At 72.5% G+C, this 20,562-nt stretch carries 20 protein-coding genes and 1 riboswitch; of the genes, 6 read left to right on the top strand and 14 right to left on the bottom strand.

Annotation, left to right across the window (positions count from 1 at the left end; translation table 11 throughout):
- Positions 1 to 13 precede the first annotated feature (13 nt).
- From tdh to ACH4UM_RS12060, 6 genes are all read right to left on the bottom strand, one after another.
- The gene (tdh, locus tag ACH4UM_RS12085; RefSeq protein WP_398176791.1) at positions 14 to 1,042 is read right to left on the bottom strand and encodes an L-threonine 3-dehydrogenase; all 1,029 of its coding nucleotides are present in this window, start codon (positions 1,040 to 1,042) and stop codon (positions 14 to 16) included.
- Positions 1,043 to 1,232: 190 nt separating this feature from the next.
- Positions 1,233 to 1,886 (bottom strand): GAF domain-containing protein, encoded by a 654-nt coding sequence (locus ACH4UM_RS12080; RefSeq protein ID WP_398176790.1) that lies wholly within the window; start codon positions 1,884 to 1,886, stop codon positions 1,233 to 1,235.
- Positions 1,887 to 1,946: 60 nt separating this feature from the next.
- Complete coding sequence (locus tag ACH4UM_RS12075) at positions 1,947 to 2,564, bottom strand: GTP-binding protein (RefSeq protein WP_398176788.1); 618 nt, start codon at positions 2,562 to 2,564, stop codon at positions 1,947 to 1,949.
- Entirely contained in the window at positions 2,542 to 2,919 is a 378-nt protein-coding gene (locus ACH4UM_RS12070; RefSeq protein WP_398176786.1) for a DUF742 domain-containing protein, read from the bottom strand. Before ACH4UM_RS12070 ends, ACH4UM_RS12075 begins: the two co-directional genes overlap by 23 nt.
- Positions 2,916 to 3,350: a roadblock/LC7 domain-containing protein gene (locus tag ACH4UM_RS12065; RefSeq protein ID WP_398176784.1), complete on the bottom strand. Its 435-nt coding sequence runs from the start codon at positions 3,348 to 3,350 to the stop codon at positions 2,916 to 2,918. The genes ACH4UM_RS12070 and ACH4UM_RS12065 overlap by 4 nt, the downstream gene beginning before the upstream one ends.
- Positions 3,351 to 3,496: 146 nt before the next feature.
- Entirely contained in the window at positions 3,497 to 5,581 is a 2,085-nt protein-coding gene (locus ACH4UM_RS12060; RefSeq protein ID WP_398176782.1) for an ATP-binding protein, read from the bottom strand.
- A gap of 567 nt (positions 5,582 to 6,148) precedes the next feature.
- On the opposite strand from ACH4UM_RS12060, the gene ACH4UM_RS12055 reads away from it, so the two are divergent.
- Both ACH4UM_RS12055 and ACH4UM_RS12050 read left to right on the top strand, forming a co-directional pair.
- On the top strand, positions 6,149 to 7,132 hold the full coding sequence (locus tag ACH4UM_RS12055) for a GerMN domain-containing protein (protein ID WP_398176780.1): 984 nt from the start codon (positions 6,149 to 6,151) through the stop codon (positions 7,130 to 7,132).
- 223 nt (positions 7,133 to 7,355) lie between these two features.
- The gene (locus ACH4UM_RS12050; protein WP_398176778.1) at positions 7,356 to 7,577 is read left to right on the top strand and encodes a hypothetical protein; all 222 of its coding nucleotides are present in this window, start codon (positions 7,356 to 7,358) and stop codon (positions 7,575 to 7,577) included.
- A 239-nt stretch (positions 7,578 to 7,816) separates the two neighbouring features.
- On the opposite strand, the gene ACH4UM_RS12045 is transcribed toward ACH4UM_RS12050, so the two are convergent.
- Positions 7,817 to 8,998 (bottom strand): MBL fold metallo-hydrolase, encoded by a 1,182-nt coding sequence (locus tag ACH4UM_RS12045; RefSeq protein ID WP_398176776.1) that lies wholly within the window; start codon positions 8,996 to 8,998, stop codon positions 7,817 to 7,819.
- Positions 8,999 to 9,179: 181 nt separating this feature from the next.
- Here ACH4UM_RS12045 and ACH4UM_RS12040 point away from each other — a divergent pair, with 181 nt between their 5' ends.
- The 3 genes from ACH4UM_RS12040 (at position 9,180) to ACH4UM_RS12030 (ending at position 11,858) form a co-directional block, all read left to right on the top strand.
- Positions 9,180 to 9,836 carry a carboxymuconolactone decarboxylase family protein gene (locus tag ACH4UM_RS12040; RefSeq protein WP_398176775.1) on the top strand — a complete coding sequence of 219 codons (657 nt, stop codon included), beginning with the start codon at positions 9,180 to 9,182 and terminating at the stop codon, positions 9,834 to 9,836.
- Between the two features lie 90 nt (positions 9,837 to 9,926).
- Complete coding sequence (locus ACH4UM_RS12035; protein ID WP_398176773.1) at positions 9,927 to 11,105, top strand: Glu/Leu/Phe/Val dehydrogenase dimerization domain-containing protein; 1,179 nt, start codon at positions 9,927 to 9,929, stop codon at positions 11,103 to 11,105.
- Between the two features lie 129 nt (positions 11,106 to 11,234).
- Positions 11,235 to 11,858, top strand: coding sequence for a TetR/AcrR family transcriptional regulator (locus tag ACH4UM_RS12030; RefSeq protein ID WP_398176771.1), 624 nt, complete (start codon positions 11,235 to 11,237; stop codon positions 11,856 to 11,858).
- Between the two features lie 291 nt (positions 11,859 to 12,149).
- On the opposite strand, the gene ACH4UM_RS12025 is transcribed toward ACH4UM_RS12030, so the two are convergent.
- Both ACH4UM_RS12025 and ACH4UM_RS12020 read right to left on the bottom strand, forming a co-directional pair.
- Positions 12,150 to 12,935 (bottom strand): SGNH/GDSL hydrolase family protein, encoded by a 786-nt coding sequence (locus ACH4UM_RS12025; RefSeq protein WP_398177661.1) that lies wholly within the window; start codon positions 12,933 to 12,935, stop codon positions 12,150 to 12,152.
- A gap of 242 nt (positions 12,936 to 13,177) precedes the next feature.
- A complete protein-coding gene (locus ACH4UM_RS12020) occupies positions 13,178 to 14,089 on the bottom strand; it encodes a peptidoglycan DD-metalloendopeptidase family protein (protein ID WP_398176769.1) in 912 nt (303 codons plus the stop codon).
- Between the two features lie 4 nt (positions 14,090 to 14,093).
- Positions 14,094 to 14,251: riboswitch (cyclic di-AMP (ydaO/yuaA leader) on the bottom strand.
- 524 nt (positions 14,252 to 14,775) lie between these two features.
- Between ACH4UM_RS12020 and ACH4UM_RS12015 the strand changes: the two genes are divergently transcribed.
- On the top strand, positions 14,776 to 15,573 hold the full coding sequence (locus tag ACH4UM_RS12015; protein ID WP_398176767.1) for a tyrosine-protein phosphatase: 798 nt from the start codon (positions 14,776 to 14,778) through the stop codon (positions 15,571 to 15,573).
- Between the two features lie 30 nt (positions 15,574 to 15,603).
- Here the strand turns inward: ACH4UM_RS12015 and ACH4UM_RS12010 are convergent, their stop codons facing one another.
- The 5 genes from ACH4UM_RS12010 to ispG form a co-directional block, all read right to left on the bottom strand.
- The gene (locus ACH4UM_RS12010) at positions 15,604 to 15,723 is read right to left on the bottom strand and encodes a DUF6126 family protein (protein WP_398176765.1); all 120 of its coding nucleotides are present in this window, start codon (positions 15,721 to 15,723) and stop codon (positions 15,604 to 15,606) included.
- Entirely contained in the window at positions 15,720 to 16,343 is a 624-nt protein-coding gene (locus ACH4UM_RS12005; RefSeq protein WP_398176763.1) for a helix-turn-helix domain-containing protein, read from the bottom strand. Before ACH4UM_RS12005 ends, ACH4UM_RS12010 begins: the two co-directional genes overlap by 4 nt.
- A gap of 76 nt (positions 16,344 to 16,419) precedes the next feature.
- Positions 16,420 to 17,802, bottom strand: a complete 1,383-nt coding sequence (locus tag ACH4UM_RS12000; RefSeq protein ID WP_398176761.1) for an aspartate aminotransferase family protein — start codon at positions 17,800 to 17,802, stop codon at positions 16,420 to 16,422.
- A complete protein-coding gene (gene dxs / locus ACH4UM_RS11995) occupies positions 17,799 to 19,745 on the bottom strand; it encodes a 1-deoxy-D-xylulose-5-phosphate synthase (RefSeq protein WP_398176759.1) in 1,947 nt (648 codons plus the stop codon). The genes ACH4UM_RS12000 and dxs overlap by 4 nt, the downstream gene beginning before the upstream one ends.
- A 30-nt stretch (positions 19,746 to 19,775) precedes the next feature.
- A partial coding sequence (ispG, locus tag ACH4UM_RS11990; protein WP_398176757.1) for a flavodoxin-dependent (E)-4-hydroxy-3-methylbut-2-enyl-diphosphate synthase occupies positions 19,776 to 20,562 on the bottom strand: 787 nt, incomplete at its 5' end.

Below are 20,562 nucleotides of genomic sequence, written 5' to 3'. Positions count from 1 at the left end.
GGGAGTTGAGCGGTTACGCGGTCCAGTCCAGGATGACCTTGCCGCCCTTGCCGCTCGCGGCATCGGCGAACGCCGCCTCGAACTCTTCGTGTCCGTACCGGCCGGTGATCACCGGGGCGAGGTCGAGGCCGCCCTCCAGCAGCACCGACATGGCGTACCAGGTCTCGAACATCTCGCGGCCGTAGATGCCCTTGACGGTGATCATCGAGGTGACGATCCTGGCCCAGTCGACGGGGAACTCCTCGGAGGGCAGACCCAGCATGGCGATCCGGCCGCCGTGCGTCATGTTGGCGATCATCTCGCGCATGGCCTCGGGGCGGCCGGACATCTCCAGGCCGATGTCGAAGCCCTCGCGCAGGCCGAGGGTGCGCTGGCCGTCCGCGACGGTGCCCCGGGAGACGTCGAGCGCGAGGCTCACCCCGATCTTGCGGGCCAGTTCCAGCCGCTCCTCGCTCACATCGGTGATGACGACGTTGCGCGCTCCCGCATGCCGGGCGACCGCCGCCGCCATCAGGCCGATCGGGCCGGCACCGGTGATCAGGACGTCCTCGCCGACCAGCGGGAAGGACAGCGCGGTGTGCACGGCGTTGCCGAACGGGTCGAAGATCGCGGCGACGTCGAGGTCCACGGGAACCCGGTGCACCCAGACGTTGGCGGCGGGCAGGGCGACGTACTCGGCGAAGGCACCGTCGCGCCCGACCCCCAGTCCGACGGTGGCCCGGCACAGGTGGCGGCGGCCGGCCAGGCAGTTGCGGCACTTGCCGCACACCAGGTGGCCCTCGCCGCTGACCCGGTCGCCGGCCTTGATGTCGACGACGTCGCGGCCGGTCTCGACGACCTCGCCGACGAACTCGTGCCCGACGACGAGCGGGGTGCGGATCGCCTGCTGCGCCCAGCCGTCCCAGGCCCGGATGTGCAGATCGGTGCCGCAGATGCCGGTCCGCAGGACCTTGATCAGTACGTCACCGGGTCCCACGACGGGCTCGGGCACGTCCGCGAGCCACAGCCCGGGCTCCGCCTTCTGCTTGACCAGCGCCTTCAACGCTACGGCTCCTGTGTTCGGGTCCCGGGTCCGGGCATGGTCTCCGGGCACGCCGAAGGAGCCCGCATCCGGGGGGAGGAGTGGAATCGGACAGCAATCTGCCGTACGGCGGCGCCCCGGTCCATCGAGGTTTTCTTAAGCGCGGCCACAGCTTTCCTTCACGCCGTCCGCGGCCCGTGCCGTCACCCGCTCAGAGCGGCAGGCCCTCCGACTCCCGCCGCTGAAGCCGCAGCGCGAGCTCCGCGGCCGCCGACTTGATGGTCGTCAGGCCCTGCCGGCCCCACGGCCGCGGCTCTACGTCGACGACGCACACGGTGCCCAGCACCATCTGTGTGCTGTCGATCAGCGGGGCGCCGAGGTAGGAGCGGATGCCGAACTCGTCGACCACGGGGTTGCCCGCGAACCGCGGGTAGTCGCAGACGTCCTCCAGCACCAGCGCCTTGCGCCGCACCACCACATGCGGGCAGAAGCCGTGGTCGCGGGCGAGGCGGCGGCCCACTTCACGCCGGGTCGCGGCACCGCCGACGGAACCGGCGGGCCCTGCGGGACCGGCAGGCGGCCCGGCGGGTCCGGCGGGTCTCATCGGGCCGTCGGTGTCGACGGTCAGGACGTCCCGCTCCGGCCGGTGCAGCCCGGCGAAGAACTGCCCTTTGTCGTCGAGGAAGTTGACCATCGCGTACGGCGCCCTGGTGAGCCCGGCCAGGTGGTCCGCGAAGGCGTCGAGAGCAGGCTCGGGGCGCTCGCCCAGCCCCAGCCTGCGCAGCCGCAGCGTGCGGGCGGCGACGTCCTTGTCCTCGGGGGTGAGCAGCAGGCGACCGGCCGGGCGCGGCGGGTCGTAGCTCATGGCCGGGCTCCGGCGCTGTGCGCGTATGTCATGTACGGGCTCCGTGGCGGTGTGCGGGGATCACATGTGTGCGCCGTGGCTCGGCGCGGGGGCGGGTGCGTGGGCGATGAGGTGGCGCACGAGGGTCAGCAGGGTCTGGACACCGGAACTGGAGATCCGGGCGTCGCAGCGCACGACGGGGACCTCGGGGTCGAGGTCCAGCGCCGCCCGTACCTCCCCGGGGTCGTAGCGGTGGGCGCCGTCGAACTCGTTGACGGCGACGACGAAGGCGAGGCCGCGTTGCTCGAAGAAGTCGACGGCCGCGAAGCACTCATCCAGACGGCGGGTGTCGGCGAGGATCACGGCGCCCAGGGCGCCCTCGGACAGCTCGTCCCACATGAACCAGAACCGCTCCTGTCCGGGCGTGCCGAACAGGTACAGCACGTGCTGGGGATCCAGGGTTATGCGGCCGAAGTCCATCGCCACGGTCGTCTCGACCTTGTTCTCGATGCCTTCCAGGTTGTCCGTGGCCGCGCTGACCGTGGTGAGCAGTTCCTCCGTGCTGAGCGGCGCGATTTCGCTGACCGCGCCCACGAGGGTCGTCTTGCCCACCCCGAACCCTCCCGCCACCAGGATCTTCAGCGCGGTGGGGAAGGGGTCGCGGCCACTGTCGTGGTCAGAGCTGTCGTCGTAGTCCATCGAGCACTGCCTCCAGTAGGGCCCGGTCAGTGGGTTGGTGGTGGAACACGGGGGACTTGGTGGTCAGCGCCCCGCAGTCCACGAGGTCGGACAGAAGCACCTTGGTCACCGCCGCCGGCAGCCGCAGATGGGCCGCGACCTCGGCGACCGAGACGGGGCCGAGGCACAGGTCGAGCGCCTGGCCGTGCTCGGGGCCGAGATAGCCCAGCGGCGTCACCCCGGTCACCATCACCTGCGACATCAGGTCCAGCGCGATGCTGGGCCGGGTGCGGCCGTTGCTGACCGTGAAGGGGCGTACCAGCCGTCCGGCCGCGTCGTCGAGCCAGGGCCCGTCGCCGGCCGCCGCCGCGCTCAAGGCCGCAGCGCCGGGGGTTCGGCGGACTGCTGGCGGGGGGCGGTCACGAGGTAGGGACGGACGCTCTTGACCAGCATCGCCATCTCGTAGCCGAGCACCGCCGCGTCGGCCTCGCGGCCGGCGAGCACGGCGAGACAGGTGCCGGAGCCGGCGGTGGTGACGAACAGCAGGGTCGAGTCGAGTTCGACGACGACCTGCCGTACGTCACCGCCGTCGCCGAAACGGATGCCGGCGCTGCGGCCGAGGGAGTACAGGCCGGAGGCCAGGGCGGCCATGTGGTCGGCGCTGTCGTGGTCGAGGCCGTGGACGGACTTCACCAGCCCGTCGCAGGACAGCAGGACCGCGCTGGTGGTGTGCGGAACGCGCTGCACGAGGCCGCTCATCAGCCAGTCGAGGTCGGAAGCCTGGCCGGTCGGCGCATCGCTCGCCATGGTGGATCGACTCCTTGGGGTACGAAGGTCTGCGCTGGCGCTGGGGGTGCGGACGAGGGTGGGGGCGGAGGTGAGGACGGGGGTGGGGGCAGGGGCGGGCGCGGGGGTGGGTGGGGAGAGGGGGGTGATGGCGGGCAGTGGGCGGGTCATCCGGCCGGTGCGCTCCCGTCGTATGCGCTCCCGTCGTGGCGGGCGGTCGGGTCGTGTCCGGGCGCGGGCACGCCGTCGTGGGCGCCGAACGCCCCCGGTGGTGCGGGATCGGGGGCGGAGACCGTGACCCCCTGCGGACGGGCCGGCTCCAGGGGCGGGGGTTCGGACTCGGCGAGACCGATGCCGCGCTGGAAGGCGGCCATCAGACCGGGGTCGTGCCCGGCGACCTGCTCGGTGTCCTGACGCGGCACCGGGACACCGCGCAGCTGGGGGACGATGTGCTCCTGGGCGCGGCGCCGGGGCAGTTGGGGCCGGCCCATGGTGCCGCGCACCGGTCCGACGCGCGGGGTGGGCGGAGCCCCTGCGTTCGCGTCGACGGCGGACCGGTCCTCGGCGCGGATCCCGGGTACGGCCTCCGCGGGGTTGGGCCGGCCGTCCCGCGCCCCACGCCGTGGCAACGGCGCGGGACCGCCGTCGGCGGGCGGGGCGGGGCATACGTCGCCGTCGTCCGGGCCCATCGGGGCAGCGGGCCTGCTGCCGGCCGGGACACCGGCATCCGGCGCGGGGCGTACCCCGCCGCCGTGCGGGTCCGTCGCAGGGCGCTCGTGGGTGCCGTGCCCGCCCGCGGGCGGGTGCCCGTTGCCGGACGGTCCCGTGGCGGGGTGTGCCGCCGGAGTCCGGTGCGCTGGGTGCGGCGGGTGCGGCACCCCGGCGATCCGGGAACCGGGGACGGGGGAACCTGGGGCGGGGGCACCGGAGCCGGGGGCGCCCGGAACCGGTGGCCCGGAGAACGGCGAGCCGGGTCCGGCCGGTGGCAGTCTCGTACCGCCGGCGGGGGTGGGCTGCGCCTGGGACACGTCCCCGGGCCGGCCGGGAGCCGTGCCGAGCAGTCCCTGCGGCACGACGAGGACGGCCTGGACACCGCCGTAGATGTTGGTCTGCAGACGGACGGTGATGCCGTGCCGACGGGCGAGCTGGGATACCACGAACAGCCCGATCCGGCCGTCCGCGAGCAGGCTGGCGACGTTGACCTGGTCGGGGTCGGCGAGCAGGGCGTTCATCCTGACCTGCTCGCCGACGGGCATGCCCAGGCCCCGGTCCTCGACCTCCACGGCGAGTCCGGCGGTGACGAGGTTGGCGCGTAGCAGGACCTGGGTGTGCGGGGCGGAGAACACCGTGGCGTTCTCGACGAGTTCGGCCAGCAGGTGGATGACGTCGGCGACGGCGTGGCCGCGCAGCTGGCCGTCGATCGGCGGGACGAGTTTGACCCGTGAGTACTGCTCGACCTCGGCGATGGCGGAGCGCAGCACCTCGGTCATGGAGACGGGGTGGCTCCACTGACGGCGGGAGACGGCGCCGCCGAGCACGGCGAGGTTCTCGGCGTGGCGGCGGATCCGGGTGGCGAGGTGGTCGACGTGGAAGAGGCCCTTGAGCAGGTCGGGGTCCTCGATCTCGTTCTCCAGCTCGTCGAGGATGGAGATCTCGCGGTGCACCAGGGACTGCAGACGCCGGGCGAGGTTCACGAACACCTCGAGCTTCTGTTCGCTGCCGGCCTGGCTGGAGAGCTGGGTGGCCCTGACGACGGCGGCGACGGCGCCGTCGTGGGCGCGGGCCAGGTCGGCGGCGAGCAGCTCGAAGTCGTCGGCGTCGTCCGGCGGTCCGCCGCGCGGCTTGCGCGGGGCCGGGGCGTCGCCGTGGCGCAGCGCGTCGACGAGGGCGCGCAGGTCGGCCTCGCGCCGCGCGGTACTGCGGCGCAGCGCGCCGACCCGGTCGTGGACGGTCCGGGCGGCGCGGCCCGCGGCGACGGCGGCGATCGCGATGCCGACGAGCGCCACCGCGAGCGCCCCGGCGAGCACGGACCACAGGGCGAGCCCTGGACGGGCCCCCGTGGAGCGCACGGTGAAGAGCACGGCGGCACAGGCGCTGAGGGCGACCGCGGTCGGCGGCAGCACCGCCAGACGCAGAAGCTGAGGCCGTATATGGGTCTCGGGCAGCGAGGGGACGGGTCGGGCCACCGGGCGCCCGTGCCGCCCGCCCTCACGGCGGTCTGCTCGGGCGGCCGGTGCACGGAGGTGAGACATCTGTTCCTCGTACTGGTCCGTCGGGCCTTTGTGCTCGCGTGTCGGACGCGAGCGGGCATGCGCCATCGCTGTACCGGTCGGGAGAGTCGGGTGGGTCGGCTCCGCGTCGCCCGGCGGCCACTCACAGTAGTCACCAAGGCATCATGCGCGGCGGGCAGTTGACAAATTCCCCCGGCAAGGGTCCCGCTCTGGTATGAGGGTTCGCACAACAGACCGAGCAGACCTTCGAACATTCCCCGAAGAACCGAAGCGACCCGATCTCAGCCGATCAGGATTGGTCACGAACAGGCGGCGGGGGTCCGGCAGTCACGCGCTCCCCGACCCCGCCGTGTGTGCTCCCCTCTCCTCACGGGCGGGCCCGCCCAGGACGAAGCCCGGCTCCCCACAGCACCGTCCTGCTCTCCCGGCCGGCGGAGCCGGACGCTCCGACAGGCGCCCTCGGTCGGCCACCCGTTGACGAGCCGAATGGCCTCCGGGGCCGGCCATCGGTCCCTCCCGCCAGTGCCGACCGGTCCCTGGTGCGCGGGCTCGTTCGGCGGTTCGCTGGAAGCGTCGGAGGAGGTTCCCATGAACAGCGTGACCTCGGCTTCCCGCCATCGCGGGCGCCGTCCACGGATGCGCACAGCGGCCCTCGCCCTGCCGCTCCTCGTCGTCGGAGCATGCGGGACGAGCACCGCACCGGGAACGCCGGACGGCAACGGCCGCCCCGCCGGACCCACGACGGAAACCGGAACGCCGGGAGGCACCTCCGGAGGGACCTCGGGGTCCTCCGGAGCCACCGGAACAGCACCCGCGAGCCCGCGGGCCTCCGCGCCGGCTCCGCCGGCACCCGCGGCCCGCACCGTGCGCACGGCGGTGTACTTCCTGCACGGGGAACACGTCTCGGCCGCTCCCCGCTCGGTGACCGCTCCGGCCACCGCCACCGCGGCGGTCCGGTCCCTGCTGGCCGGCCCGACCAGCTACGAACGGGCCCACGGCCGTACCACCTCGATCCCCTCCGGGACGAAGTTGCGTTCCGTGGTGATACGCGACCACGTCGCCACAGTCGACCTCTCCGGCCGGTACGACGACGGCGGCGGAAGCCTCTCCATGCGCGCACGCCTCGCCCAGGTCGTGTTCACCGTGACCCGGTTCGCCACCGTCCACACGGTCCGCTTCGCGCTCGACGGCAAACCGGTGAAGGAGTTCGGCGGCGAGGGCGTCGTCCTGAACGGCCCGGTGGGACGGGCGGACTTCGAGGACATCGCCCCGGCGGTGCTGATGGAGTCGCCGATGATCGGTGACACCGTCCGCAGTCCCGTCCGGGTCTGGGGCAGCGCCAACACCTTCGAGGCCGAGTTCCGTCTGAAGGTGACCGACACCGCGGGCCGTACCGCCGCCGACGTCCTCGTGCGGGCCACGTCCGGCACCGGTACCCGCGGCACCTTCGACGTGACCTTCCCCTACAAGGCCACCCGCACCGGTGCGGGGCTGCTGAGGGCGTACTACCTCTCGCCCAAGGACGGCAGGCCCGTCACCGTCGACACCGTGCCGCTGACCGTGAACCGCTGACACCGGTCAGCGACACGCACCGGCCCGGCGCCGCGCCGCCCCCTGCGGCCCGGCGTGGGCCGTCCACGTCACCGTCCCGCCTCACACCGGTCCTGCGACCGGCCGAACAGGCCCTGCACGGCGTGGCCGACGACCGGCTGCGCAAGCTGTGGGCCGTCGCGCCCCGGCGCACGGCGTCCACGCGATCCGGTGCCCCCGCGGGGGCACGTGAGAGAAGGTAGCCATGATCCCCCTCATGCTGATCGGCGCGACGGTGCTGGGCGCCTGCCTGGTGTTCGGCTACAGCTCGTTCGTCGTCGGCTTCTTCCTCATGGCGGCGGGAGTCCTCGGACTGATCGCCTTCATGGCCACGCCGGGCGCGGTCCTGCGCCCCAACGAGCGGGAGGTCGTCGAGGAGCGGCACTACATGGGCAGGCACGACGACCACCGCGAGTACCGGCGGTGAGCCCCGCGACTGCCGACGGCACCGGCGGCCACCGTCACGGTCCCGCACCCGGCCCCCAAGGCCCCGCCCCGCCCGCTCAGGCGAGGTGGGGCCGCCGCACGGGCCTGCGCCGTCACCGTCCAGTGCTGTGGCCGACCGGGCCGCGGCCGGGAGAGCGGCGGTTCCTGCCCAGCCCGTGACATGCGGCCCGGCGGCCGCGGCTGCGCCCCCGTCACACGCCCGGGCTCATCCGCAGGCGGTCAGTCCTCCCCCACGAGATCCAGACCGCGCGTCGTCTCCAGCCCGATCTCGGGCACCGGCCAAGCGCGGGTGAGGGGCGGGGACAGCTCACCCCACCAGGGGCGTTCGGGCAGCTCACCCGCGGGCTCGAAGGGCCGGCCCGGGACGGGAACGGCGACCGGCTGGCCGACCGCCTCGCCTGCCGCCAGGGTCCACTCGCCGGGCTCGGCCCAGGGATGGAACGCGAGGTTGAAGGTCCCCCAGTGGATCGGCAGCATGACACCCCCCGGCCGGCCGTTCTGCAGGTCGAGGTGGGCGCGCATGCCCTCCTCCGGCGTCATGTGGATGTCGGGCCAGTACTCGGAGTACGCACCGATCTGAATCATCGTCGCGTCGAAGGGGCCGTGGCCGGCGCCGATGTCCTTGAAGCCGTCGAAGTAGCCGGTGTCACCGCTGTGGTAGATGCGGTGCTCCTCGCCCGCGACGACCCAGGAGGCCCACAGGGTGTGCTGGGTGTTGCGCAGGCCGCGGCCGCAGAAGTGACGGGCCGGGGTCGCGGTGAGGGTGAGGCCGGCGACCTCGGTGGACTCGTGCCAGTCCAGCTCGCGCAGCCGGTCCGCGGACACACCCCAGTGCTCCAGGTGGGCGCCGACGCCGAGCGGCACGGCGAACACGGTGTCCGTGCCGGCCAGCGCCTTGATGCTGGGCAGGTCCAGGTGGTCGTAGTGGTCGTGGGAGATCACCACCACGTCCACCGGGCCGAGCGCGGCCAGCGGCAGCGGTACCGGGTGCAGGCGCCGGGGGCCGACGAAGGGGAGGGGCGAGCAGCGCTCGCCCCACACCGGGTCGAAGAGGACCCGCCGGCCGTCGATCTCCGCGAGCACGCTGGAGTGCCCCATCCAGGTCAGCCGCAGTCCGGTGGCCGGGGGCCGGGCCAGGTCGGCGAGCGTGGTGGCGTGCACCGGAACGGTGCCCCGCGGGGAACGCCGGGGGCGCTCGTCCTTGTCGAAGTAGAGCTTGGCGAAGTCCAGCACCGAGCCGGAGGGCCGGGTCCCCGCGACGCCTCCGGGATTCTGGAAGACGCCGTCCTTGAAGTGGGGTGATCGGCGGATGCGCGCCATGCGCTCACCACTTGGGTCCGCGCCGAAGGCCGCGGGCTGCAGCGCGCGGAGCCCGCGGCTCAGGGAACGGAAACCGGCCACGATACCTCCAGGTGGAGTCGGTCAGGCTTTCCATTATGGAGGGCCCCTGTGACAGCCCGATGTCACAGGGGCGCCGCCCCGTCCGTCGTATCCCGTGACGGCACCCGCCGGTGCCGACGGAAATCCGCCGTACGGAGCCGGTGCACGGAGCCGTACGACCGACGTACAGGAGGTGGCCGCCATGGCCCGCGTCTCGCTCACTCCGCCCCGCACCCGCCTCTTCCGCCTCGTGGAGTGGTACAGCAAGCGCACCTACGGAAAGGTCCTCGACCCCGCCAAGGCGCTCGCCCACCAGCCGCGGGTGCTGTGGAGCGACCTGCGGTTCGAGCGGTCGGTGGCGAAGTGGAACCGGCTCGGCCCCGACCTGAAGGCACTGGCCGAGATGGCGACCGCCGCCGCGATCGGATGCTCGTGGTGCATGGACTTCGGCCACTGGGTCAGCCGGGAGCGCGGCATGGCGCCGCGCAAGGTGCACGACGTTCCCTTGTGGCGGGACAGCGACGCGTACACACCGCTGGAACGCGATGTCATGGCCTACGCCGAGGCCATGACCGCGACGCCGCCCACTGTGGACGACGACCTCGTCGCCCGGCTGCGCGACCGGCTCGGCGAGGCCGCCCTGGTGGAGCTCACCGCGATGGTGGCGGTGGAGAACCTGCGCTCGCGCATCAACTCCGCCCTGGGGCTGACGAGTCAGGGCTTCAAGGACACGTGCGAGGTGCCGGGCGCCCCGGGGACGAAGGACACCGCGGGGACGAAGGGCGGCGCGGAGACGAAGGGCGGCGCGGGGACGAGGGGCGGCGCGGGGACGAGGGGCGGCGCCGCCGCGCGGCGGTGATCCGTTGATCCGTTCGCCGTTGACAGGGCGCGAGCCCCGTCCGGAAACTGACTTTCTGTTCAGTATCCGCACGCCGTCCCGGGAGCCCGTGTGACCGTCCCCCTGATGTCCGTCACCTGGACCGACCACGTCACCGGGCGCCGGGGTTTCCTCGTCGTCGACCGGCTGGTGCGCGGCGTCTCCAGCGGCGGGCTGCGGATGCGCGCGGGCTGCACGCTGGAGGAGGTGGCCGGGCTCGCCCGCGGAATGACCATGAAGGAGGCCCTGCACTACGACCCGGACGGCCGCTACGTCCCCCTCGGCGGAGCCAAGGGAGGCATCGACTGCGATCCGCGGGACCCGGGGGCGTACGGGCTGCTGGTGCGCTATCTGCGGGCGATGCGGCCGTATGTCGAGAGCTGCTGGACGACCGGCGAGGACCTGGGCCTCAGTCAGGACCTGGTCGACCGGGCCGCCGTCGAGGCGGGACTCGTGTCCTCGATCCAGGCCGTGTATCCGCTGCTCGACGACGAGGCCGCCGCCCGGCGGCGGCTCGCGGACGCGTTCGCCGTCGAGGTGGACGGCATCGGGCTGGAGAAGCTGGTCGGCGGCTGCGGGGTCGCAGAGTCGGTGCTGGCGGCGCTGGACCGGGCCGGTGTGCCGCACGCGGGAACGCGGGTCGCCGTGCAGGGGCTGGGCACCATGGGCGGGGCCACGGCGCGCTTCCTCACGCGCGCGGGACTGACGGTCGTGGCCGTCGCCGACATCAGGGGCACCATCGCCAATCCGGCGGGTCTCGACGTCGAGGCACTGCTGAGCGCGCGGGACTCCCACGGCACGGTGGACCGCCGCGCGCTGCGCCCCGAAGACCGCGAACTGCCGGGCCGGAACTGGCTGTCCGCGGACGCGGAGATCCTGGTGCCCGCCGCCGTCTCCTACGCGATCGGCCCTTCGAACCAGGAGCGGATCACCGCCCGCTGGATCGTCGAGGCGGCCAATATGCCCGTCCTGCCCGAGGCGGAGGAACTGCTGGCCGCGCGCGGGGTCACGGTACTGCCGGACGTGGTCGTCAACTCCGGGACGAACGCCTGGTGGTGGTGGACGCTGTTCGGCGACATCGGCGCCGACGCCGACGAGGCGCTTGGGTACACACGGCGCTCGATGCGGGCCCTGGTCGAGCGGATGCTCGCCCGCGCGGAGGCCGACGGGACGAGCCCGCGCGGCGCCGCGCACGCCATCGTGGCGGACCGGCTGCCGTTGATCGCGGAGCGCTTCGGGTGGTACCGGTGACGGCGGCCGGGGCCACGCCGAAGGCCCGAGTACGGGGACGGGGTCGACGGGATCACGGCCGCCGGCAGCGGTGGCGTGTGTGGCCAGGTCTCGCCTTGTCCCTGTGACACGAGCGATTAGGGTGACCGCGTGGCGAGAGTGCGGTTGAGCGTGGCGGAGCGGCGCGGGGAGTTGCTGAGAGCGGCCATCGAGCAGATCGAGGCACGGGGTGTGGCGGCGGTACGGATCGCCGATGTGGCCTCGGCCCTGGGCGTGAGCAACGCGCTGGTGCTCTATCACTTCTCGACGAAGGAGCAACTGGTCTCCGCCGCCTTCACGCACGCCGCCGAGGACGACCTCGCGCACCTGCGCAAGCTGCTGGGCCGGCGTACGACGGCGCTGCGCCGGCTGCGGGCCGCGGTGCGCTGGTACGCGCCGACCGGAACCGCCAAGGGCTGGCGGCTGTGGATCGAGAGCTGGGCGGCCGCGCTGCGTGAACCCGCGCTTCGGGAGGTCGCGCGGGATCTGGACCGGCAGTGGAAGACGGCCATCACCGGGGTGATCGCCGAGGGCGTGACGGCGGACGAGTTCCGGTGCCCGGACCCCGCCGGCGCCGCCCTGCGTCTGACGGCCCTGCTGGACGGGCTGGCCGTGCAGATGACCGCCTACGACGGCGCGGTCTCCCGCGCGCGGGCTCAGCAGTGGGTGGACGATGCGCTCGCCCGCGAACTGGGTCTGCAGCACGCGGCGCCGACGGCCGCGGCGGCGCGGTGACGCCGCCCGCGCGGGACCCAGGCTCCCTGCGCCCCAGGACTGCGGGCACCGCGGCTGCCTGCGCCCCAGGACTGCGGGCACCGCCGCTGCCCGCAGTCCTGGGGCGGGCAGCGCCGCTGCCCGCACGCCGATGCTGCGGGTGGCTCCGCTCCCGCCCGCCGGGCCATGACCACAACCGTCCGCTCCGCCGCCGGGCCGCGACGGCGACCGCTCACCCGTCACCCCATGCCGCTGCCGCGACCACGACCACGGCCGTGACCGTGACCGGCCTCAGGCCTCAGACCTCAGACCTCAGGCCACCGACTCGATGCGCATCTTGATGTCGTCCGGCGACAGGGTGCCCTTGGCCGTCACGTGGTCGCCCGAGGACTGGCCGCGCAGCCGGCGGCCGATCCACGGGACCAGGTACTCGCGCGCCCAGTGGACGTCGTCGCGGCGGATGTCCAGGGTGCCGCGGGGCGGCAGCGGCGGCCACGGCTGCTCCGGATCGGCCGGGACGTCGAGACCGAGGATCTGGCCGGCGCGCAGCGCCACGCGCGTGTGCCCCTCGGGCGAGAGGTGCAACCGGTCGTGGTCCCAGGCGCGGCGGTCCTGGACGGTCCGCAGGGACCACAGGTCCAGCACCGGGCAGCCGTACCGGTCGGCGATGGCCCGCACATGCCCGTTGTACGTGGCGATCCTGCCGCGCAGGTGCTTGAGCACGGGCACGCCCCGGGTGTCGAAGCCGGTGGTCACCATGACGGTGCCGGCGACGGCCGCGAGCCGGGCGACCGCCTTCTCGAAGCGTTCGGCCACTTCGTCGGGATCGGTGCCGGGACGGATGATGTCGTTGCCGCCGGCACAGAACGAGACCAGGTCGGGGGCGAGTTCGACGGCCCGCGGGACCTGGTCCGCCACGATCTGGTCGAGCAGCTTTCCGCGCACGGCGAGATTGGTGTACTGGAAGTCGCCCTCGGGCCGCCGGTCGGCGAGCAGTACGGCGAACCGGTCGGCCCAGCCGACGAACGCTCCGTCGGGGCCGGGGTCGCCGACGCCCTCGGTGAAGCTGTCCCCCACCGCCACGTACGACCCGATCACTGATCTGCTGTCACTCTTCGAATCGTCTGCCACATCGGCCCATGATTCACCTTCGAATGTGACCTACGCGACCGTAGGCAGGGGTTGACGGGCGGTGAGATAAGCCACGTCAACTGCATGCCCCACCTGGGAATACGCGGCGACACCACGGTGGTGGAACACCGAAGGCCGGACCCGGGGATCGTGGGTCCGGCCTTCGGCTGCGTGTCAGGCAGGTGGTCGTGAGGGTGTGCGCGCGGCCGTCAGCCGACGGCGACGCCGTGCGAGCGGAGGTAGGCGACCGGGTCCGTGTCCGAGCCGTAGTCCGGGGTGGTGCGGATCTCGAAGTGCAGGTGCGGGCCGGTCACGTTGCCGGTGGCACCGGACAGGCCGAGCTGCTGGCCCTCGGCCACGCTCTGGCCCGCCGAGACGGAGAGGGCGGACAGATGGCCGTACTGGGCGTAGTGGCCGTCGCCGAGCCGGATGACGACCTGGTTGCCGTACGCGCCGCCCCAGCCGGCGGAGACGACGGTGCCCGCGGCCACGGCCCTGACCGGGGTGCCGGTCGGGACGACGAAGTCGACGCCGGTGTGGTAGCCGCTGGACCACATGCTGCCGGCCACGTGGTAGCCGGTGCCGCCGGCCACCGGAAGGGTGTACCCGGTGGAGGTGGTCTCGGCCGCCCTGGTCACCGTCGTGGCCTTCGAGGCGGAGGACGAGGACGGCGTCGCGGACGCCGGTGCCTTCGAGGCCTTCGAAGACGTAGCTGCCTTCGAAGGCGCGGGCGTCCGGACGGCGCCGGTCGCCGCGGCCTTGCCGCCGAGCGTCAGCCGCAGGCCCGGGTGGATCAGCGAGGGCTTGTCGCCGACGGCCCGGCGGTTGTCCGCGTAGAGCCGGTGCCAGCCGCCGCGGACGTGCTGCTCCTCGGCGATCTTCGAGAGACAGTCGCCGGTGCGGACGGAGTAGGTCCGGACGCCCGCACCCTCGGTGGCCGTCCGCTCCGCCACCGCGGCGGTGCGCACGGGCTTTTCCGGAACGGCCTTCGCCGGGGCGGCGTGCGCGCCGGTGGCCCCGATCAGCGGCAGGGCGAGAGCGGCGCCGCCCGTACCGGCGGCGGCGATGGAACGGGTGAGGCGCTGGGTCTTCGGACGGCGGTGCTTACCCTTCGCGGGCATGGCGGATTCCTCTCCGGCGCCTGCGAGGTGAGCTGTCGGGTTCGGACTGGAGATGCCCGGCCGCGGTGGTCGCGGCTTCACCCCTAGCCGTTCCGGAGAGACCGGAACAGGCGTGGTACCTGTGGGTCCCCCGCTCCTGCCGTGCACGGGTGGGTGTGCGGGTCCCGGACGACGGCAGGACTGTGCGTCCGTCCGGATCGGTGTGGAACGTAAGCGACCCGGACGCACAGGGACAAGCAGATGGTTCCGTTCGTACCCGTTTCGCTTGATCCGTTACGGGAATTACCGTCACCCTCCGTTGATTCACCCGGCTTTCCCTTTCCTCAATTCACTGGAAAACCGCTGGAATTACGTGGGCATGACGAGCGACGGACGGTCACAAGTATGAGCCTGATCACGTGCGGCATTCCAGAGTCCTTCATTTGAGGGCGAGTTGGAATCAAGGCTGCAATACCGACATAAACCTCAAGAAGTCATAAGAGACCTCAATTGCAACGGATGCGAAAAACCGTTGCAGTCGAGACGCGCCCACGACGCGCCCGGGCCGGGACGACGCTCTCGCCACCGAGAACACACCGCACCGCGCTTGGACGTGGACAACTCATTGCCCCAGGAATCCATGTCGTATCGTCGAAGCCGCGCCCGCCGACGAGCCGCGAAGGCGGGGCCGAAAGGGAGGAGTTCCCGTGACGCAGCAGGTCCCGTCGACCGAGCCCGAGCTGGCCGGAGTGCGCAACTTCCGCGATGTGGGCGGGCTGCCGACCTTGGACGGACGGCGGGTGCGGCACGGAGTGCTGTTCCGCAGCGGCCACCTCGCGCACGCGACCGGCGAGGACACGGCGTTCCTGTCCTCGCTGGGACTGCACACCATCTTCGACTTCCGCAACGCGGCCGACCAGAAGCTCGAGGGGCCGGACGTCGAGCTGCCCGGGGTCCGCAATGTGAACCTGCCGCTGAGCGACCCGGCGGACGGCGCCGAGTTCTGGAAGATGGTGCGCGACGGCGACCTCGACCAGCTGCGCGGGATCCTGGCCGACGGCAAGGGCGCGGACCGGATGATCGCCTCCTACCGCATGATCATCAAGGAGCGCACCGCCGAGCACTCCCAGGTGCTGCACGCCATCGCCGAGGACAGCGTGCCCGCCCTCATGCACTGCGCCGCCGGCAAGGACCGCGCGGGGCTGTCGATCGCCGTGACCCTGCTCGCCGTGGGCGTGGAGCGGGAGGCGATCGTGGCGGACTACCTGGAGTCCAACGCCAAGCACCGCCGCTACAAGGTGCACCGCAGCGGCACCTCGGCCTCGGCCTACTCCCCCGAGGTCATGGAGCTGCTCAGCCCCCTGTTCGACGCGCGGGCGGAGTATCTGACGGCGGCCCTGGAGACCATCGAGGAGACCTGGGGCGGTGTCGACACCTACCTGGAGCGGGGTCTGCGGCTCGCCCCGCGGACCCGGGAGCGCCTTCGGGAACGGCTGATCGACTGACCCGGCCGGCTCCGGCGGCCCGCCCCGCGGCTACTTGGCGCCGACCTCGAACAGCAGCCAGACGAAGGCGGCGAAGAGGTGCCCGACGGCGATGTAGATGATGAGCCGGATCCACAGGGCACGCGGGAACTTCTCTTCCATGTTGCTCATGGTGTCTCTCCGGTGTGGGGGCCCAGGCACAGCGCGGCCGTGGGACTCTGCAGCAGGGTGTGGACGAAGAGGAGCTCGAGCCCGTCCGGGTCCTCGGCGGCGATGCGGTGCGGGGTGAGCGAGTCGAAGTGCGCGCTGTCGCCCGGTGCGAGCAGGTGCGCCGCGTCCCCCAGGCGCAGCCGCAGGCGGCCCTTGAGGACGTACAGCCACTCCTCGCCGGGGTGGACGCGCACGATGTCGCCCTGGGAGCCGTGCGGCACCCGGACCCTCAGGGCCTGCATCCCGCGCCCGGACGCGCCCGTCTGCCAGTACGTCCAGCCGCCGGCCCGGGTGGGTTCCATCTCCGCGGCCCGCACGACGGCGTCCCGGCCGGGGACCGACTCACCGAGCAGCTCGGAGACCGTCGTACCGTAGACGCGGGCGAGCGCGAGCAGCATCGGCAGCGAGGGCTGGCGCTGTCCGGTCTCCAGACGGGAGAGGTGGGCGGGCGACAGCCCGGCGGCGCGGGCCGCGGCCTCCAGGGTCAGGGAGGCGCGGCGGCGCAGCGCACGCAGCTGTGGTGCGACGGCGGGCAGGTTCTCGACCGGCCCCGCCGAGGGCTCGGACTCGGAAGAGCTCATGCCCCCATTCATCCGCAGTCTTGCCTCTGCGGCAAATTTCTTGCCTAAGAGGCAAAAACTCCTCGTCCGGCAGTGCTCACCGGTTGGCAACGGCCTGCTTGACCAGCGTCTTCCCGAAGTCCCACATCAGCCCGCCGCCGTGCGCGTCGTCCATCACGGCGGTGAAGGCGTCCACGAACCGGTCCACCTCCCGCTCGCCGACGACCAGCGGCGGGATCAGCTTGATCACCTCCATGTGGTCGCCGGAGACCTGGGTCAGGATCCGGTGCCGTTGCAGCAGCGGTACGACCACCATCTGCGCGAACAGGCCCTTGCGGGCCGCCTGCAGCATGGCCCAGCGGCCGCGCAGCTTCAGCGAGTTCGGCCGGCCGAACTCGATGCCGATCATCAGGCCCCGGCCGCGCACGCCGGCCAGCAGCTCGTACTTGCCGACCAGCGCCGCCAGCCGGGACTTCAGCAGCTCGCCCGTGGCCCGGGCGTTCGCGACGATCTGCTCGTTCTCCATCACGGACAGCACGGCCAGGCCCGCCGCCATGGCCTGGGCGTTGGACCCGAAGCTCGCCGAGTGGACCAGCACCCGGTCGATCGACGAGTAGACCTTCTTGAAGATCCAGTCCTTGCCGAGCGTCGCGCTCACCGGCACATAGCCGCCCGAGAGGGCCTTGGCCACGCACACCAGGTCCGGCTCGACGCCGCCCTCGTGCTGGTAGGCGTAGAAGTCCCCGGTCCGGCCGAGGCCCGTCTGCACCTCGTCGGCGATGAGCAGGGCCTTGTGCTTGTGCAGCAGCTCCTGGGCGGCGCGCAGATAGCCGGGCGGCGCCTCGTGCACGCCCTTGCCCTGGATCGGCTCGACGATCAGCGCGGCCACGTCGCCCTTGCGCAGCTCGCGGGCGAGCGCGTCGAGGTCGCCGAGCGGCACGGCGGTGTCGGGCAGCAGCGGGGCGAAGCCGTCCCGGAATCCCTCCTCGCCGTTCACCGACAGCGAGCCGGTGGTCAGGCCGTGGAAGGAGTGCTCGCAGTACAGCACGCGCGGCCTGCCGGTGGCGCGGCGGGCGAACTTCAGCGCGGTCTCCACCGCTTCGGTCCCGCTGTTGCCGAAGAACACCCGGTCCAGGTGCGGGCTGTGGGTGAGCAGCCGCTCCGCCAGCAGGCCGGGCAGCGGCTGGCAGTCGAAGCGGGTGAGGTCGGCGAGCTGGGCGTCCAGGACGTCGTGCAGCGCCCTGCGGACGACCGGATGGTGCCGGCCCAGGCCCATCACCCCGAACCCGGCGAGCATGTCCAGGTAGTCGTTGCCGTCGGCGTCCCAGAAGTAGGCGCCCTCGGCCCGCTCGTAGACCTTGTCGAAGCCGATCGTGTGCAGCATGCGCGGCAGTTGGTGGTTGAGGTGCCTGGCGTGCAGCTGGTAGCGCTCGCCGCCGCGCTCGGCCAGGAGGGCGCCGAGGTCGAACTCCGTGGTCATTGGGTTGTCTCCTTGACTGCCGTGGCGGCCCCCGCCGCCCCGGCGATCTGCTGCGCCGGGCGGGCCCCGGCCTGCTCCCGGACGGCCAGGCTCGCGCCGATCCGGCCGGCGACCTCGACCGGCGTCAGACCGATGTCGGCGAGCACCTCCGCGCGCTTGGCGTGCGCGAGGAACTGCTCCGGGATGCCGAACCGCCGCACCGGTACGTCCACTTCGGCGTCGCCGAGTGCCAGGGCCACGGCGGCGCCCACCCCGGCCGCCCGGCTGTTGTCCTCGACCACGGCCACCAGCCGGTGTCCGGCGGCCAGGCCCGGCAGCGCCGGGTCGACGGGCTTGACCCAGCGCGGGTCGACCACCGTGCAGCCGATGCCGCGGGCCTCGAGCAGCTCGGCGGCCTGCAGGCACACCGGTGCCATGACACCCACGGCCACCAGCAGCACCTCGGGCCGCTGGGCCCGGTGCAGGACGTCCATGCCGCCCACCCGGTCGATCGCGGGGATCTCCGGGCCCACCGACTCCTTCGGGAACCGCACCAGCGTCGGCGCGTCGTCCACGGCGACGGCCTCCCGCAGCTGCGCCCGCAGCTGGTCGGCGTCGCGCGGCGCGGCGATCCTGAGGCCGGGCACCACCTGGAGCACGGACAGGTCCCACATGCCGTTGTGGGAGGGGCCGTCGACGCCCGTGACACCGGCCCGGTCCAGGACGAAGGTGACCCCGCAGCGGTGCAGCGCGACGTCCATCAGCAGCTGGTCGAAGGCACGGTTGAGGAAGGTGGCGTAGACGGCGACGACCGGGTGCAGGCCACCGGTGGCCAGGCCCGCCGCGGAGACGGCCGCGTGCTGTTCTGCGATGCCGACGTCCCAGACCCGGTCCGGGAAGCGTTCGGCGAACCTGTCCAGGCCCACCGGGTGCAGCATGGCGGCGGTGATCGCCACGAGGTCCTCGCGCTCCTCGCCGATCCGCACGATCTCGTCGCCGAACACGGAGGTCCAGGACGGGCCTCCGGCCGGGGCCAGCGGTGCGCAGGTCAGGGGGTCCATCACGCCCACGGTGTGGAAGTGGTCCTCCTCGTGGGCCAGGGCGGGCTCGTAGCCGCGGCCCTTCTCGGTGATGCAGTGCACCAGGACCGGCCCGTGGAAGCGTTTCGCGCGGCGCAGCGCCGACTCCACGGCTCTGATGTCGTGTCCGTCGATCGGGCCGAGGTACTTCAGCCCCAGGTCCTCGAACATGCCCTGCGGCGCGAACGCGTCCTTGAAGCCCTTCTTCGCGCCGTGCAGCGACTCGTAGAGGGTGTTGCCCACGACCGGCGTCCGTTGCAGGACGTCCTTCCCCCAGGCGAGGAACTTCTCGTAGCCGTCGGTGGTGCGCAGGGTGGCCAGGTGGTTGGCGAGGCCGCCGATGGTCGGCGCGTAGGAACGCTCGTTGTCGTTGACGACGACGATCAGCGGCCGGTCGCGGGCGGCCGCGATGTTGTTCAGTGCCTCCCAGGCCATCCCGCCGGTCAGCGCGCCGTCCCCGATGACGGCGACGACATGCCCCTTCTCCCCCTGCACCTGACGTGCCTTGGCGAGCCCGTCGGCCCAGCCCAGCGCGGTCGAGGCGTGGCTGTTCTCGATGACGTCGTGCTCGGACTCCTCGCGCGAGGGATAGCCGGACAGGCCGCCCTTGCCGCGCAGCTTGGAGAAGTCCTGACGTCCCGTCAGCATCTTGTGTACGTAGCTCTGGTGTCCGGTGTCCCACAGGATCCGGTCGACCGGCGACTCGAAGACCCGGTGCAGCGCGACGGTGAGCTCCACCACGCCCAGATTGGGTCCGAGGTGACCACCGGTCCTGGCGACCGCGTGCACCAGGAACTCACGTATCTCGTCGGACAGTTCACCCAGTTCCGCCTCGGACAGCGCCTTCAGGTCGCGAGGTCCACGGATGCTCTCCAGAATGGTCACGCTGGGCCCCCTCTAGGTCCGTGCCGTGCTTCAACTCACTGTCACCGTCGGCGTCCCCGTGACGGTGGGGGCGCCTGCCGTGACGCCGCCGCGCTCCATCTGCTCGGCGAGCTTCATGGCCTCCTCGATCAGGGTCTGAACGATCTTCGACTCGGGCACGGTCTTGATGACCTCGCCCTTCACGAAGATCTGCCCCTTGCCGTTGCCGGAGGCGACCCCCAGATCGGCCTCGCGCGCCTCGCCCGGGCCGTTGACGACGCAGCCCATGACCGCGACGCGCAGCGGGACGTCCATGCCCGTCAGGCCCGCCGTGACCTCCTCGGCCAGCTTGTACACGTCGACCTGGGCGCGTCCGCAGGACGGGCAGGAGACGATCTCCAGCCGCCGTTGCCTCAGCCCCAGGGACTGAAGGATCTGGATGCCGACCTTGACCTCCTCGGCGGGCGGGGCGGACAGCGACACGCGGATGGTGTCGCCGATGCCCCGGGAGAGCAGCGCGCCGAAGGCGACGGCGGACTTGATCGTGCCCTGGAAGGCGGGGCCGGCCTCGGTGACGCCGAGGTGCAGCGGGTAGTCGCAGCTCTCGGCGAGCTGGCGGTAGGCCTCGATCATCACGACCGGGTCGTTGTGCTTGACGGAGATCTTGATGTCCCGGAAGCCGTGCTCCTCGAAGAGGGACGCCTCCCACAGCGCGGACTCGACCAGCGCCTCCGGGGTGGCCTTGCCGTACTTCTGCAGCAGCCGCCTGTCCAGCGAGCCGGCGTTGACCCCGATCCGGATCGGGGTGCCGTGGTCCGTGGCCGCCTTGGCGATCTCC

The sequence above is a fragment of the Streptomyces sp. NPDC020801 genome (assembly GCF_044334385.1).
Taxonomy (GTDB): domain Bacteria; phylum Actinomycetota; class Actinomycetes; order Streptomycetales; family Streptomycetaceae; genus Streptomyces.
Note: the sequence above shows the minus strand (reverse complement) of the source record. Positions and strands in the feature narration are given on the sequence as shown.

Coding starts and splice junctions, on each gene's coding strand:
- ACH4UM_RS12040 (WP_398176775.1), top strand. CDS start 9,180: ATGGCCCGCGTCTCGCTCACTCCGCCCCGCACCCGCCTCTTCCGCCTC.
- ACH4UM_RS12020 (WP_398176769.1), bottom strand. CDS start 14,089: ATGCCCGCGAAGGGTAAGCACCGCCGTCCGAAGACCCAGCGCCTCACC.
- ACH4UM_RS12050 (WP_398176778.1), top strand. CDS start 7,356: ATGATCCCCCTCATGCTGATCGGCGCGACGGTGCTGGGCGCCTGCCTG.
- ACH4UM_RS12075 (WP_398176788.1), bottom strand. CDS start 2,564: ATGGACTACGACGACAGCTCTGACCACGACAGTGGCCGCGACCCCTTC.
- ACH4UM_RS12005 (WP_398176763.1), bottom strand. CDS start 16,343: ATGAGCTCTTCCGAGTCCGAGCCCTCGGCGGGGCCGGTCGAGAACCTG.
- ACH4UM_RS12000 (WP_398176761.1), bottom strand. CDS start 17,802: ATGACCACGGAGTTCGACCTCGGCGCCCTCCTGGCCGAGCGCGGCGGC.
- ACH4UM_RS12060 (WP_398176782.1), bottom strand. CDS start 5,581: ATGTCTCACCTCCGTGCACCGGCCGCCCGAGCAGACCGCCGTGAGGGC.
- ACH4UM_RS12055 (WP_398176780.1), top strand. CDS start 6,149: ATGAACAGCGTGACCTCGGCTTCCCGCCATCGCGGGCGCCGTCCACGG.
- ACH4UM_RS12080 (WP_398176790.1), bottom strand. CDS start 1,886: ATGAGCTACGACCCGCCGCGCCCGGCCGGTCGCCTGCTGCTCACCCCC.
- ACH4UM_RS12065 (WP_398176784.1), bottom strand. CDS start 3,350: ATGGCGAGCGATGCGCCGACCGGCCAGGCTTCCGACCTCGACTGGCTG.
- ACH4UM_RS12010 (WP_398176765.1), bottom strand. CDS start 15,723: ATGAGCAACATGGAAGAGAAGTTCCCGCGTGCCCTGTGGATCCGGCTC.